This window comes from Streptomyces sp. NPDC001443 (assembly GCF_053597355.1).
On record NZ_JBSFIA010000011.1, the window covers coordinates 102,663 to 116,914 of the forward strand.

The 14,252-nt window shown below is 73.6% G+C and carries 10 protein-coding genes; 5 read left to right on the plus strand and 5 right to left on the minus strand.

Going from position 1 to position 14,252, the window contains the following annotated elements:
- Window positions 1–12 precede the first annotated feature (12 nt).
- Together ACWC24_RS14845 and ACWC24_RS14850 are read right to left on the minus strand one after the other, a co-directional pair.
- Window positions 13–507 carry an SUKH-3 domain-containing protein gene (locus ACWC24_RS14845; protein ID WP_450663207.1) on the minus strand — a complete coding sequence of 165 codons (495 nt, stop codon included), beginning with the start codon at window positions 505–507 and terminating at the stop codon, window positions 13–15.
- Window positions 508–553: 46 nt separating this feature from the next.
- Window positions 554–1,090, minus strand: a complete 537-nt coding sequence (locus ACWC24_RS14850; protein ID WP_450663208.1) for a YwqJ-related putative deaminase — start codon at window positions 1,088–1,090, stop codon at window positions 554–556.
- Window positions 1,091–1,388: 298 nt separating this feature from the next.
- On the opposite strand from ACWC24_RS14850, the gene ACWC24_RS14855 reads away from it, so the two are divergent.
- The 3 genes from ACWC24_RS14855 (at window position 1,389) to ACWC24_RS14865 (ending at window position 6,301) form a co-directional block, all read left to right on the plus strand.
- Window positions 1,389–2,393 carry an SMI1/KNR4 family protein gene (locus tag ACWC24_RS14855; protein ID WP_450663209.1) on the plus strand — a complete coding sequence of 335 codons (1,005 nt, stop codon included), beginning with the start codon at window positions 1,389–1,391 and terminating at the stop codon, window positions 2,391–2,393.
- 8 nt (window positions 2,394–2,401) lie between these two features.
- A complete protein-coding gene (locus ACWC24_RS14860) occupies window positions 2,402–5,209 on the plus strand; it encodes an SUKH-4 family immunity protein (protein WP_450663210.1) in 2,808 nt (935 codons plus the stop codon).
- 195 nt (window positions 5,210–5,404) lie between these two features.
- The gene (locus ACWC24_RS14865; protein ID WP_450663211.1) at window positions 5,405–6,301 is read left to right on the plus strand and encodes a cellulose-binding protein; all 897 of its coding nucleotides are present in this window, start codon (window positions 5,405–5,407) and stop codon (window positions 6,299–6,301) included.
- A gap of 10 nt (window positions 6,302–6,311) precedes the next feature.
- On the opposite strand, the gene ACWC24_RS14870 is transcribed toward ACWC24_RS14865, so the two are convergent.
- The 3 genes from ACWC24_RS14870 to ACWC24_RS14880 all read right to left on the minus strand — a co-directional run bounded on the left by ACWC24_RS14870 (window position 6,312) and on the right by ACWC24_RS14880 (window position 10,117).
- Window positions 6,312–7,961 (minus strand): sodium/solute symporter, encoded by a 1,650-nt coding sequence (locus ACWC24_RS14870; protein WP_450663212.1) that lies wholly within the window; start codon window positions 7,959–7,961, stop codon window positions 6,312–6,314.
- A complete protein-coding gene (locus ACWC24_RS14875; protein WP_450663213.1) occupies window positions 7,958–8,392 on the minus strand; it encodes a DUF485 domain-containing protein in 435 nt (144 codons plus the stop codon). Before ACWC24_RS14875 ends, ACWC24_RS14870 begins: the two co-directional genes overlap by 4 nt.
- Before the next feature lie 222 nt (window positions 8,393–8,614).
- Complete coding sequence (locus ACWC24_RS14880; RefSeq protein WP_450663214.1) at window positions 8,615–10,117, minus strand: MFS transporter; 1,503 nt, start codon at window positions 10,115–10,117, stop codon at window positions 8,615–8,617.
- 452 nt (window positions 10,118–10,569) lie between these two features.
- Here ACWC24_RS14880 and ACWC24_RS14885 point away from each other — a divergent pair, with 452 nt between their 5' ends.
- Together ACWC24_RS14885 and ACWC24_RS14890 are read left to right on the plus strand one after the other, a co-directional pair.
- Window positions 10,570–11,358 carry an ABC transporter ATP-binding protein gene (locus ACWC24_RS14885; RefSeq protein WP_450663215.1) on the plus strand — a complete coding sequence of 263 codons (789 nt, stop codon included), beginning with the start codon at window positions 10,570–10,572 and terminating at the stop codon, window positions 11,356–11,358.
- The gene (locus ACWC24_RS14890; protein ID WP_450663216.1) at window positions 11,355–13,934 is read left to right on the plus strand and encodes an ABC transporter permease; all 2,580 of its coding nucleotides are present in this window, start codon (window positions 11,355–11,357) and stop codon (window positions 13,932–13,934) included. The genes ACWC24_RS14885 and ACWC24_RS14890 overlap by 4 nt, the downstream gene beginning before the upstream one ends.
- Window positions 13,935–14,252 lie beyond the last annotated feature (318 nt).

Below are 14,252 nucleotides of genomic sequence, written 5' to 3' on the forward strand. Positions count from 1 at the left end.
CGGTGGAGTGGTTCAGCCCGCGGTGAGTCGTGCCGGTTCGATGCCGGTGACGAGGAGGGCGAGGGCGTGGTCGATGTCGGGGCCGAGGTACCAGTCGCCGGTGTGGTCGAGGGTGTAGACGCGGCCTTCGGTGTCGATGGTGAGGACGGCCTTGGTGTCGGTCTCGGTGCCGAGGGGGCAGACCTCGGTGCCGAGGGCGCGGCCGAGGTCGCCGAGGGTGCGGGCCATGTGCAGGCCGTGCAGGGGGTCGAGGTGGAGTTTGGCGGGGGCGACCTGGCGGCCGTTGCCGGGGGGTGCGATGCGCAGGCCGCCGAATTCGGCCCAGGCCTCGACGGCGGCGGGGAAGACGGTGTGGCGGTGTCCTGCGGGTGAGGTGTGTTCGCGCAGGGTGTCGGCCCATATCTCGGCCTGTTTGATGTCCCAGCGTCCGGGTTGCCAGCCGGCGGTGCGCAGGGCGGCGTCGACTGTCACGGAGAAGCGGGTGGTACTGCTGCGGTCGGCGTGCATGTGGCCTGCGTTCGTCGGCGTCGTGGGTGAGGTGTGGTGGTGGGGGTCAGCCGTCGGTGGCCACGGGGTCGACGATGCGTACGCCGAAGTGGGCGCTGAGGGCGGTGCAGGCGCGGCAGGGCGGTGCGAAGCTGCCGTGGAGGGGGTCGCCGTCCTCGCGGATGCGTCGGGTGGTGAGTTTGGCCTGTCTGAGGAGTCGGCGGGCTTCGCCGTTGGTCATCGGCTTGCGGGCGGCGCGTTTGGTGCGGGCGGCGTCGGCGGCGGCGATGTGGCGGGAGATGAGGAGTGCTTCGGCGCAGCGTCCGGTGGAGCGGTCGCGTTGGGCGCTGCCGAGGCTGTCGAGGAAGTCCTGGACCAGGGGGTGCAGGGCGGGGGGCTGGTCGCCGCGGGCGGCGGTGCCGGTGAGGGTGGCGCCGCGGACGGAGAGGGCGGCGGCGATGGTGGGGAGTATGCCGTCGCGGCGGTGGTGGAGGGTGGGGGCGTGCGGTGTCTCGCTGGCGCTCCAGTCGACCCTGGGGTCCCCGGACATGGCGGTGTCGGGTCCGGCGTGCGGCCCTGTCTGTGTGGCATTCATGATCGTCATCCCCTCCCGAGCATCCCCCCGGTGGACCCAGGGTGCCAAATCGCGTGGCTGCTGCGGTAACTGGGGCGGTGCGACACGCTCGGTTCCTGGTGAGTCGTCACGGCGGGGTGACGTCCGGTCACGGAAGTGGAGGCCCGGTGACCGGTGTCGGCGTACCGCATAGGCTGTCGCCACCGTGCCGCGTGCGGTCGACGCGCGTGGGAGAAGCAGGAGACAGTCCGCTACGGGTCGTGGTGTTCCGGGACCGGAAAGGTGCCGGGGGCCGGGCCCGTACAGAGTGCCGCAGGGGGCAACCGTCATGACGACAGGTCGGCTCGGGCAAGCCGCGCCGCCGAACGCGGCCTATGCCGGGCAGGTCGTGCACTTTCCGGATCCGGTCCGGGCGGCTCGGCACCCGAGGGGGGTGCGGGTCGACGAGAACGGTTATCCCGACTTCTCGCCGTACGCGCGCGCGGTGGCCGAGATCGCGGAGCCGCCGGAGGGTTTCGGTGTCGACGAGTTGCGGTTGACGGACTATGTGTCGGCGAACGCGGCGTCGGCGGCGGCGGGGCACGAGTTGTGGGACACGGTGGCCGATGTGGCGACTCCGCACGGCTGGACGTGGCATCACGTGGTGGGTTCGCGGCGGCTGGAGCTGGTGCCGGTCGAGGTGAAGGCGTTGTTGCGGCATCACGGTGGGGTGGCGACGGCGGCGGTGGACCACGGCAAGCGGGGGACGCGGCCGTTGCAGGAGACGCGGCCCGCCCACTTCGGTCTGTCGAAGTCGGGTGTGGCGGTGTCGGAGCAGCAGGTGCAGGGGGTCGAGGAGGACCTGGGGTACCGGTTGCCGGGTGCGTACCGGTCGTTCCTGAAGGCGGCGGGTGGTTGTGCGCCGGTGGGTACCGCGTTGGACGCGGAGTTGGGGCTGTTGATCGACCAGCCGTTCTTCACGGTGCGGGACGAGGCGGCGGTCAACGACCTGGTGTATGTGAACAAGTGTCTGCGTGACCATCTGACGAAGGACTACCTCGGGGTCGGTTTCGTCCAGGGCGGGTTGCTGGCCGTGAAGGTGAAGGGCGACCGGATCGGTTCGGTGTGGTTCTGCGCGTACGACGACGTGCGCGACGTGGATCCGGGGTGGTCGCCGGCGGAGCGGGTGGAGCGGTTGCTGCTGCCGTGCGGTGACGACTTCGATGTGTTCCTGTCACGGCTGGCGGGCAGTCCGCCGGAGTTGGAGACGGTGGCGAATCTGATGGTGGACGGTGGTTTCGCGCGTGCGGTGCCGGTGTCCTCGGCGGCTTCCGTGTCTTCGGTGGGGGAGTGATCTCGGCGATGGTGACGTTCGCGCAGGCGCAGGAGCGCGCCGAGGAGTGGGTCAACGGGGACGTGCCGGCGTATCAGCATCGTGAGGTGCGGGTGCGGGAGTTCGGGCTGGGCTTCGTGGTGTGGGCCGAGGACCGGGCGGACGGGCCGCGTTCGGACGGGGGCGCGCAGCGGCTGGTGATCGCGCGGGACAGCGGGGACGCGACGCTGTGGCCGGGGTTGCCGGTGGGTGAGGTGATCCGTCGGTACGAGGAGGAGTACGGGCGTGCCGAGGAGGGGGTGGCGGACGCGGCTCCGGCTCCCGCGGCGCGGGTGGATCTGAATCAGACGTCGTTCTTGTTGAGTCCGCCGGAGTGGTTGCAGGAGGCGGCGGACAAGCTGGGTATTCCGGACCGGCGGGGCGAGGGTGCGCGGGCCGCGTCCGGCACCTCGGGGGCCGGTGGGGGTGCCGCGGGCGGGGGTTCGCTGCCGCAGACCCAGGCGGGTGCGCAGGGTGCGCCGGCGGGTGCGCGTGAGGTGCCGGGTGCCGGGTCGGGTGCCGGGGTGTCGTGGCCGGTGGCGGGCGGTGAGGAGGGCGTGGGGGCGGCCTCCGGGGCGCCCGGCGGGTCCGCGGGGGCGACGCCCTGGGCGGGTACGGACACCAATGCGGACTTCGAGGAGGACCGTTCCGTCCCGCTGCCCGCGACGGTGTTCGCGCCGCCGGTGGGTGACGGCGACGACCGGATGCAGGATGCCAGGACGGAGCTGATCTCGGGCGGCAGCCGGCTGCCGCCGACGGCGGTGACGCCGGCGTTCGACGCCGCGTCCCCGCCCGGTGCGCCGGGTGCGCCCGCGTCGTACGGCTATCCGCAGGGTGCGGGTGCTCCGGCCGGGTCGGCGCCCGGGCCCGGTGGTACGCCGCCGCCCGGTGCCGTGTCGTACGGGTACCCGCAGGGCCCGCCGCCGGCTCCGGGTGCGTCCGCGCCGGGTACGCCCGCGCCCGGTGTGCCGGGTCCGGGTCCGGTGCCGGGAGCCACGCCGCCTCCGGCGCCCGGCTCCGCGGTGTACGGCTATCCGCAGACGCCCGGCGCCCAGGGCGCTCCGGCCGGTGCGCCGCAGGGCACACCGCCCGCGCCGTCCGGTCCGGGTGTGCCGCAGCGGCCGCTCGCGCCGAACACCGGGGACATCGCCGACGCCGCGACCAGCAAGGCGGCGCCGCCGCGTCGGGTGCGGGGCGCGGGTGAGCCGCCGCACCCGCCGGGCGTCCCGGGTGCCCCGGGCGCACGGCCGGGCGGTACGCCGCCCCCCGCGCCCCCCGCTCCCGGTGTGCCGGGGGCCGGGACGGGCGGTTACGTGCCCACGCAGCTGGTGTCGGCGCTCGGGCCCGACGGGCCCCAGGGGCCGGGGGCGCCGCAGCCTCCGGCGCCCCCGGGGATGCCGGCCGCCCCGAATCCGCCCGGCGCGCCGAACGTGCCCGGCGGTACGCCTCCGGGCGGTGTCGGCGGTGCTCATCACGCCGCGACGGTGCTGGCCGATCCGGGCCGGGCGGGCGCGGGTGCTCCGGGCGCGCCGCAGCCTCCGGGTGTGCCCGGTGCGCCGTTCGCCCCGAATCCGCCGGGCGCTCCCGGCGGGCCGGCCTCCGTCGGGGGGCCGCAGGGTGCGGTGCACCATGCGGAGACCGTGCTGGCGGCGCCCCCGGTGGGTGCCCCGGCCGGGTTCCCGCCCCCGCCCGCTCCCGGTGTCCCGGGCGCGCCCGGCGTGCCCGCGGGGGCTCCCCGGCCGATGCCGCCCGGCCCGGTCCCGCCCGGCGCCGTGCCGCACGGTGCGGTGCCGTCCGGTCCGCCGATGCCGCCGCCCGGCGCCCAGCCGACGGTCGGTCCCGGCTATCAGGCCGTGTTGCGCTACCGCGCGCACGACGGTTCCGAGCAGCAGTTGATCCGGCGTTCGGCGCCGGGCACCCCGCACCCGGAGTGGCAGATCTTCCACGAGCTGCGCGGCATGAACGTGCCGCCGGGGCAGGTGCTGGAGCTGCACACCGAGCTGGAGTCGTGCGAGCTGCCGGGCGCGTACTGCGCGCGGATGATCCGCGAGCAGTGGCCGCAGGCGCGGATCGCGAGCATCGCGCCGTACGGCACGGATCACGCGAGCCGGCAGCAGGGCATGCAGCAGTTGCTGGCGCACCAGGGCGAGTTGCACCAGGTCGCGGACGGCCCGGCGCGTCCGGCGCCGGTGCGTGCGCCGCTGCCGCCGGTGCAGCCCGTGCCGCCGATCCCGCCGGAGGGCATCGCGCAGGAGCTGGCGGCGGCGTTCGGGCCGGGCGTGTTCCGGTTCGAGCAGGCCGCGGTGTCCCGTCAGGGGGTGCCGCCGGTCGTGGCGCACACGCTGGTGGTGGCGGGGCTGCCCGCGGACCTGGGCCCGTTCTTCTGGGCGCAGGCCCAGCCGGGGCGGCCGGTGCCGACCCTGGCGGAGCTGGCGCAGGAGCGCGGGGTGCGGCCGGCGCCCGACGCGGGCTCGTACCTGGTGATGGGCAGCGACTTCGGCAAGGCGATCTGTGTGCAGTACGGCACGGCGAACATCGTCGCGGTGCCGGTGGAGGCGGGGCCGGGCGGCGGGTCGGTGCCGCCGCAGTTCGTCAACACGGGGCTGCCGGAGTTCGCGCGCTGTCTGGCGCTGCTCGGCCGGATGTGGCGGCTGCGGTTCGGTCTGAACCAGGAGCAGGCGGGCCGCTGGACGGTCGACTTCCAGACCCAGCTGGCCTCGCTGGACCCGGCGGCGCTGGGTTCGCCGGAGAGCTGGTGGTCGGTGCTGCTGGAGCAGATGTGGGACGGGCTGCTCTGACGGGGGCGGAGGTCGGGTGAGGTGTGGAAGGGGGCGGCCCCGGTCGATGGACCGGGGCCGCCCCCTTTTTCGTCTGTCGGGTCCGCGGCCGTGACGCCCTTGCGGAGTGTCGCGTTATGAACGCTTATGTCTGATCCATCAGTATGTGCGCGCAATCGTCGTTTCGTGTGTGCAGGGTGGAGAGGGGCTCCCAGGATGAGCAGCGCATCGCAGTCGCCGTACGGGTTCGTGACCGTGCGGCGGCGCGGCTACCGTCCCGAACAGGTCGATGCGCAGGCCGCCGCGCTCGCCCGCGACCGTGACGCCGCCTGGGAGCGCGCCGCCCGGCTCACCGTGCTCGCCAAGGAGATGGAGGCGCAGGCCGCCGGGTTGCGCGAGAGGGTCGCGCGGCTCGCTCCGCAGACGTACGAGGCGCTCGGGGAGCGCGCGCAGTCGTTGCTGCGGCTCGCCCGGGAGGAGGCGGCGGCGGTCCGGGAGCACGCGCGTGAGCAGGCGGCGGAGCAGGCCGCACGGGCCGAGGCCGATGCCCTGGAGGTGTGTCGGGCGGCGCGGGAACACGCGGACGAGGTGGGCGCGCGGGCCGAGGAGTTCGCCGGCCGGCGGCTGCTCACGGCTCGTGCCGAGGCCGACGGGATCCGGATCGCCACCCGTCGCGAGGTGAAGCGGTCCCGCGGCGAGGTCCTGTCGGCGCTGCGGGAGGTGCGTACGCGCACCGCCGCGATGCGCGCCGGACAGACGGAGGAGCAGGCCGAGCGGGCGGCGCGGGAGGAGAGCGCGGCGGTCGCGCGCGTGGAGGCGCTCGACGCGCGCCAGGCCGCTCTGGTCGGGCGCGCCGAGGCGGCCCTGGCCGAGGCGAGGCGGGCGTTCGCCGACGCCGAGCGCTCGGCGGCCCGTCGGCAGGAGGAGGCGCGGGCGCAGGCGGCCGGACTGCTGGCCGGGGCCCGGGCGAGGGCGGAGCGGATCAGCCGGGACACGGAGCAGGTGCTGCGCGAGCACGGGGAGCGGTGGGACGACGTACGGGCCCACATGGACCGTGTGCGCAGCCGCCTCAGCGCGCTGACGGGCCGGGAACAGGTGGAGCAGGCGCCCTGACGGGTCGGGCTCACCTCCCCCCGGGTGCCGCTCCCGGCTCCCCGGGCGTCGCTCCCGTGCCGCCGCGGGCCGCTCCCGCCAGGATCCAGGCCTCCACCGCCTCGTACTGGCGGCGTTGTTCCTCGGCCTGCCGGCGGCCCGAGGCGAGGGTGCCGAGCCAGCCGAGGGCGAAGCCCAGCGGGATGGTGACCAGGCCGGTGGTGGTGAACGGGAACCAGTTGAAGTCGGCCTCGGGGAAGGCTGACCCGGGCGAGCCCGACACCAGGTTGGTGCCCGGCATCAGCAGCAGGACCGCGAGGGAGCCGCCGATGAGGGTGCACAGCAGTCCGGTCCGGGTGTAGCGGCGCCAGAAGAGGCTGTAGACGAGGGCGGGGGCGAGGGCGGAGGCGCCCAGGCAGAAGGAGAGGGTGGCCAGCGGCTGGAGGCTGCGGTGCTGGACCTGGGTGGCCAGCAGGACCGCGGGGATCCCGACGGCCAGGGCCGACAGGCGGGCCAGCAGCATCTCGCGGCGCGGTGTCGTCCTGCGCCCGCCGCCGGCGAAGACGTCGTGGGCGAGGGAGTCGGCGCAGGCGAGGATCATTCCGGCGACGGAGGCGAGCAGGGTGAGGAAGAGCGCCGTGGTGACGGTGGTGAACAGCAGGGTCTCGGCCGTCGACACGTCGGGGCCGAAGGCGGCGCGCGAGCCCAGCAGGTAGGCCGTGTTGCCCTGGGGGTCCTCCCGGGCGATCGCCTCCCGGCCGATCAGCGCGGTGGCGCCGACGCCGACGACCGTGATGACGAGGACGAACAGGCCCACCGCGGACACCGCCCAGGACAGGGAGCGGCGCACCTGCCGGGCGCCGGCGGCGGTGTACATGCGCATGGTGATGTGCGGCAGGCAGGCGCCGCCGAGCACCACCGACAGCTGGGAGGTGATCATGTCGAGGCGCGGGTACGGGCTGCCCGCGAACTCGAGGCCGGAGCGCAGGAAGGCGACGCCGACCCCGCTCTGCTGCGCGGCAGTGGCGAAGAGGCTGCCGGGGTTCCAGTCGAAGCGGCGCAGGATCAGCACGGCGACCACGGCGCCCGAGCCGAGCAGCATCACGATCTTCAGGATCTGGATCAGGGCGGTGCCCTTCATGCCGCCGATGGCCGCGTAGCTGATCATCAGTGCGCCCATGCCCAGGACGCAGGCCGTCTTCAGCGAGTCGCCGGAGAAGCCGAGCATGAAGGCGAGGAGCTGGCCGGTTCCCGCGAGCTGCACCAGCATCAGCGGGAGCAGCGCGGCGAGGGTGACCGCGCAGGCGGCGATCCGTACGGCGCGTCCCGGCATCCGGCGGGCGAGGGCGTCGCCCATGGTGAACCGGCCCGCGTTGCGCAGGGGTTCGGCCAGCAGGAACATCAGCAGCATCAGGGACAGTGCGGTGCTGAGGGCGAGGACGATCCCGTCGTAGCCGCACAGGGCGATCACGCCGCCGGTGCCCAGGACGGTCGCGGCGGAGATGTAGTCGCCGGCGATCGCGAGGCCGTTGCGCATCGGGGAGAGGGACCCGCCGGTGTAGAACGCGTCGAGGTCGTCGCGGTCCGGGCCGGTGATCACGCACAGCAGCAGGGTGAGGGTGGCCACGGTCGTGAAGGCGATCAGGGACATGGTCTGTGCGCTGTCGCTGAACCCGGTCATCGGCCGGCTCCCCGTCGGGCGTCCAGTTCGGCCAGGGTGCGGATGCGGTCGGCGAGGGGGTCGACGCGGCGGCGGGCGGTGTGTTCGTAGAGCGCGACCGCCAGCCAGGTGACGGGGAGTTGGAGCAGGGCGAGCAGCAGGCCGGTGGGCAGGCCCTCGGCCGGCATGCGGGTCATGAAGGACGGTGCCAGGGCGGACAGCAGCAGGAAGAGGGTGAAGTAGCCGAGCGCGGTGAGGGTGGCCACGCGGCGCTGGCGGCGGTAGGCGCCGCGCAGGATCCGCAGGTCGCTGTGGCGTCCGAGGGCCTCGCGGTGCGGGCGGCGGCGGGGTGCGGGCTCCGGTGGCGGTTCCGGCTGCCAGGGGTAGGTGGGGGACGGCGGCCGGGCGTGGGGGCGGGCGTGCGGGGGCGGCGGGAACGGGTCGTGGCTCATCCCGGGCTCCTTGCGTGGCTCGGGTCCGTGGCGGCGGACCGCAGGGAGGTGGGGGTGCGGGTCACGCACGCTACTCGGGCCGTTGACCGGTGTGCGGGCTTTTCGCCGAACTGGGCGGTAGGTACGCGCTTGCCTGGCCGACCTGCGGTGTCGTACGCGGTGTTACCGGCGGTGACAGGGGGCAGGAGGCAGGGGGAAGGGGCAGGGGGCGGCGCGGTGGCGTCAGTCGGCGGGCTCGCGCAGGACCGGGAAGCGGCGCGGCGCGACGAACAGCAGCACCAGGAAGGCGAGCGCGGCGGCGCAGGACGCGCCGAGGTAGACGGCGTGCACGGCGTCCGCGACGGCCCGCCGGGTGGCCTCCGGGGCGGTGCCCCCGTCCAGGCCGCGGGTGACGGAGTCCAGGTCGCCCGCGCCGCCCAGGCGGGCCGCGAGCACCCCGTTGGCGACCGCGCCGAACACCGACGCGCCGATCGTCTGCCCGGTCTGGCGGCAGAACAGGACGGAGGCGGTGGTCGTGCCGCGTTCCGCCCAGCCGACCGTCGACTGCACGCCGACGATGAGGGGCAGTTGGAACAGACCCAGGGCGGCGCCGAGCAGCAGCATCAGCAGGGTCGGCTGCCAGGCCGCGCCGGGGTACGGCAGGAAGGGGAACGCGAGCAGGATCACGGCGGCCGCGCCGATCCCCAGCAGCGCGGTGTCGCGGAAGCCGATCCGCCGGTAGACGTGCTGGCTGAGCGCGGCCGACAGCGGCCAGCTCAGCGTCCATACGGACAGCACGAATCCGGCGGCGACCGGGGCCAGGCCCAGCACCGACTGCGCGTACGTGGGCAGGAACACGCTCGGTGCCACCATCAGCAGGCCCAGCGCGCCCAGCGCGAGGTTCACCGCGGCGATCGTGCGGCGGCGCCAGACCCAGCCCGGGATGATGGGGTCGGCGGCCCGGCGCTCGACCACCACGACCAGCGCGGCCAGCGCGAGTCCCGCGGCGAACAGGGCGATCGACGGCGCGGACAGCCACGGCCAGGCCACCCCGCCCTGCACCAGCGCCGTCAGCAGGACGCCGCCGCAGGCGAACACCGTCAGCGCGCCCGCCCAGTCGACCCGCACGCGGGTGCGCGCGGGGCGGCGCGGCTCGTGCAGATGACGGACGATCAGCCACAGCGCGACGGCGCCGATCGGCAGGTTGATCAGGAAGATCCAGCGCCAGTCGGCGTACGCGGCCAGCACCCCGCCCAGGGCCGGACCCGCGATCGCCGACACCGCCCACACGGTGGACAGCCGCGACTGGATCCTCGGGCGCTCGGCCAGCGGGTAGAGGTCGGCCGCGAGGGTCTGCACCGTGCCCTGGAGGGCCCCGCCGCCCAGCCCCTGCACGATGCGGAACGCGATCAGCGCCCCCATGTTCCAGGCGAGCGAGCACAGCAGGGAGCCCAGCAGGAAGACGGCCGCGCCCGCCACCAGCACGGGTTTGCGGCCGAAGGTGTCGGAGAGCTTGCCGTAGACCGGGAGGCTGACCGTCACCGCGAGCAGATAGCCGGAGAACAGCCAGGAGAAGAAGGAGAAGCCGCCGAGGTCGCCGACGATCTGCGGGACGGCGGTGGAGACCGCGGTCGAGTCGAGGGCCGGCAGTGCCATGGAGAGCATCAGCGCGGCGACCACCGCGCCCCGCTGCCGGGTGGTGGTGCGCTGTACGGCGTCGCGTGTCGCAGGTGTCGTACCGCTCACCGGATCCCCTCCCCGTGCCCCCTGCACCTGTCTCGTACGACAGCTTCCCACCTGCCCCTGACACGACGGCAGGGTGGAGGGGATCCCGCCGAAGGGTGGAGGCGACCCCGAGAGCGTCTCCACCCGCGGGCCGAGGACCCCTAGGGGTACCTCCGCACAAGGGCCCGGGGAGGGTTCGTACCGGCGGAGGAGGTGACGGACCCGGTGCCCTCCTTACATTGGTCCTACGTCGCCGGGGCGCCCCACCGCCACCGTCGGAGGGTGGGGTTAACCCCCCGGAAAGAGGGTGCCGAGCACCAGCGCGCCACACCCGCTCCCGCCGACAGACTGGGCGGCGTACGGACGGGCCGGCGAAGTCGCGCCGCTCCCGCACCGGCGTACCGACGCACACGCGCACCGACCCCGCCCGGGACCGGCGCGTTCTACTTGCTGACCGATATAGGAGACAAACCGTGACATCGGCTGTGACCATCACCAGGCACGGGGGCACTGGAGGGCGTACGGCCGTTGCCGCGCGAGCGCGGCAGGTCGTCAAGGCCTACGGGGCCGGCGAGACCCGTGTCGTCGCGCTCGACCACGTCGACGTGGACATCGCCCGCGGCCAGTTCACCGCGATCATGGGCCCCTCGGGGTCCGGCAAGTCCACCCTGATGCACTGCCTCGCCGGGCTCGACACCGTGACGAGCGGTCAGATCTTCCTGGACGAGACCGAGATCACCGGCCTGAAGGACAAGAAGCTCACGCAGCTGCGCCGGGACCGGATCGGGTTCATCTTCCAGGCGTTCAACCTGCTGCCGACGCTCAACGCCCTGGAGAACATCACGCTCCCCATGGACATCGCCGGGCGCAGGCCCGACAAGGGGTGGCTGGACCAGGTCGTGGAGACCGTCGGGCTCGCCGAGCGGCTCAAGCACCGGCCCAGCCAGCTCTCCGGCGGCCAGCAGCAGCGCGTCGCCGTGGCCCGCGCGCTCGCCGCCCGCCCCGAGATCATCTTCGGTGACGAGCCGACCGGAAACCTCGACTCCCGCGCGGGCGCCGAGGTCCTGGGCTTCCTGCGCCGCTCCGTGGACGAGCTCGGCCAGACGATCGTGATGGTCACGCACGACCCGGTGGCCGCCTCGTACGCGGACCGGGTGCTCTACCTCGCCGACGGCCGGATCGTCGACGAGATGCTCAAGCCGACCGCCGACTCCGTCCTCGACCGCATGAAGGACTTCGACGCCCGGGGGCGTACGTCATGACCGTCCTGAAGACCTCGATGCGCAACTTCTTCGCGCACAAGGGACGCATGGCCCTGTCGGCCGTCGCCGTCCTGCTGTCGGTGGCGTTCGTGTGCGGCACGCTGGTGTTCACCGACACGATGAACACGACGTTCGACAAGCTGTTCGCGGCCACCTCCTCCGATGTGACGGTGAGCGCGAAGAGCGCCTCGGACACCGGTGAGACCACGTCCGGCAACGGCAAGCCGCCGGTCATGCCGGCCTCCGTGCTGGACGAGGTCCGCGGGCTGCCCGGCGTGAAGTCCGCGGAGGGGTCCGTCTTCTCCAGCGCCGTGACCGTCGTCGACGCCGACAAGGACAACCTGTCGCCGTCCAGCGGCGCGCCCACCATCGTCGGCGGCTGGAACGCCAACGAGGCCCGCACCATGAAGATCACCTCCGGTGCGGCGCCGAAGGGCGCCGACCAGGTGATGGTCGACGAGGACACCGCCGACAAGCACGACCTGAAGCTCGGTGACGAGATCGGCGTGATCAGCGCGGTCGGCACGCACACCGCGAAGATCTCCGGCATCGCCGCCTTCACCGTCACCAACCCCGGCGCGGCGATCTTCTACCTGGACACCGCGACCGCCCAGCAGGCGCTCGTCGGACAGACCGGCGTCTACACCAACGTCAACGTCACCGCGGCCGCGGGGACCAGCGACGAGCAGCTGAAGAAGAACGTCACGGCCGGCATCGGCGCCGCCTACAAGGTGCAGACCGCCAAGGAGACCGCCGACGCCAACCGCAAGGACGTGGGCAGCTTCCTGGACGTCATGAAGTACGCGATGCTCGGCTTCGCCGGGATCGCCTTCCTGGTCGGCATCTTCCTGATCATCAACACCTTCTCGATGCTGGTCGCCCAGCGCACCCGCGAGATCGGTCTGATGCGGGCCATCGGCTCCAGCCGCAAGCAGGTCAACCGCTCGGTGCTGGCCGAGGCGCTGCTGCTCGGCGTGACCGGCTCGGTCCTGGGTGTCGGCGCGGGCGTCGGCATCGCCGTCGGCCTGATGAAGCTCATGGGCATGACCGGCATGAACCTCTCCACCGACGACCTGACGGTGGCCTGGACGACCCCGGTGATCGGCATGGTCCTGGGCGTCGTCGTCACGGTCCTGGCCGCCTACCTGCCCGCCCGCCGGGCCGGCAAGGTCTCCCCGATGGCCGCCCTGCGCGACGCGGGCGCCCCCGCCGACGCCAGGGCCGGTGTCGTACGGGCCGTGCTCGGTCTGGTCCTCACCGGCGCCGGCGGCACCGGCCTCTACCTCGCCTCCACCGCGGCCAAGGCGACCGAGGGCTCGATGTGGCTCGGCCTCGGCGTGGTGCTGAGCCTGCTCGGGTTCGTGGTGATCGGCCCGCTGCTCGCCGGCGGTGTGGTGCGCGTCCTCGGCGCGGTCCTGCTGCGGGCCTTCGGCCCGGTGGGGCGCATGGCCGAACGCAACGCCCTGCGCAACCCGCGCCGCACCGGCGCCACCGGCGCCGCCCTGATGATCGGCCTCGCGCTGGTCGCCTGCCTGTCGGTGGTCGGCTCCTCCATGGTCGCCTCCGCCACCGACCAGCTCGACAAGACCGTCGGCACGGACTTCATCATCCAGAACGACCGAGGGCAGCCCGTCGTGGCACAGGCGGTCCGGGCCGTGAAGTCGACGCCGGGGCTGGCCCGGGTCACCGAGTACAAGGTCACCTCGGCCGACTACACCACCCCCGACGGCAAGACGCTCAAGGACACGGACATCACGGCCGCCGACCCGACGTACGCCACCGACCTGCGCACCAAGACGGTCGCCGGCGACCTGAAGGACGCCTACCTGCCCGACTCGATGTCCGTGCACGAGAAGTTCGCCAAGGCGCACGGCATCCACCTCGGCTCGAAGATCAAGGTCGCCTTCAAGGACGGCGCCACCGCCGAACTGACGGTCCGCGCCATCACCAGCAGCGACGTCGTCATCGACTCCGGCGCGAAGTACATCTCCACCGCCACGCTCGCCAAGTACGTGCCCGCGGCCAAGATGCCCCTGGACCAGATGGTCTTCGCCTCGGCGAAGGACGGACAGCAGGCGGCCGCGTACAAGTCGCTGAAGGCCGCGCTGCACGACTGGCCGCAGTACACCGTCCGCGACCAGACCGACTACAAGCAGGCGCTGAAGGACCAGATCGGGCAGATGCTGAACCTGATCTACGGCCTGCTGGCGCTGGCGATCATCGTCGCGATCCTCGGTGTGGTGAACACGCTCGCCCTGTCCGTGGTCGAGCGCACCCGGGAGATCGGTCTGATGCGGGCCATCGGCCTCTCCCGCCGCCAGCTGCGCCGCATGATCCGGATGGAGTCGGTGGTCATCGCCCTCTTCGGCGCGCTGCTCGGCCTCGGTCTGGGCATGGGCTGGGGCGCGACCGCCCAGCAGCTGCTCGCCCTGGAGGGCCTGAAGGTCCTCGACATCCCCTGGCCGACGATCATCGGCGTGTTCATCGGCTCGGCCTTCGTGGGCCTGTTCGCCGCTCTCGTCCCGGCGTTCCGGGCGGGCCGGATGAACGTCCTGAACGCGATCGCCACGGACTGATCCGGGAGCGGCCACCGCATACGGGGGTTGCGGAGGAGCGGCCGGCGCCGGAGAGCCCTGCGGGGACTCTCCGGCGCCGGCCGCGTTCTGCCGGCCGCCCGGCCCACCGGGGCCGGGCGCCGCGCTCGACCGGGAGCCGGGAGGTACGAGGCCCTGAGGCCGGAGCCTGGAGGTTGGCAGGCCCGGAGCTCGAAGCCGGGAGCCGGGAGGTACGAGGCTCGGAAGCCGGAAGCCGGAAGCCGGAAGCCGGAAGCCGGAAGCCGGAAGCCGGAAGCCGGAAGCCGGAAGCCGGAAGCCGGAAGCCGGGAGGCACGAGGC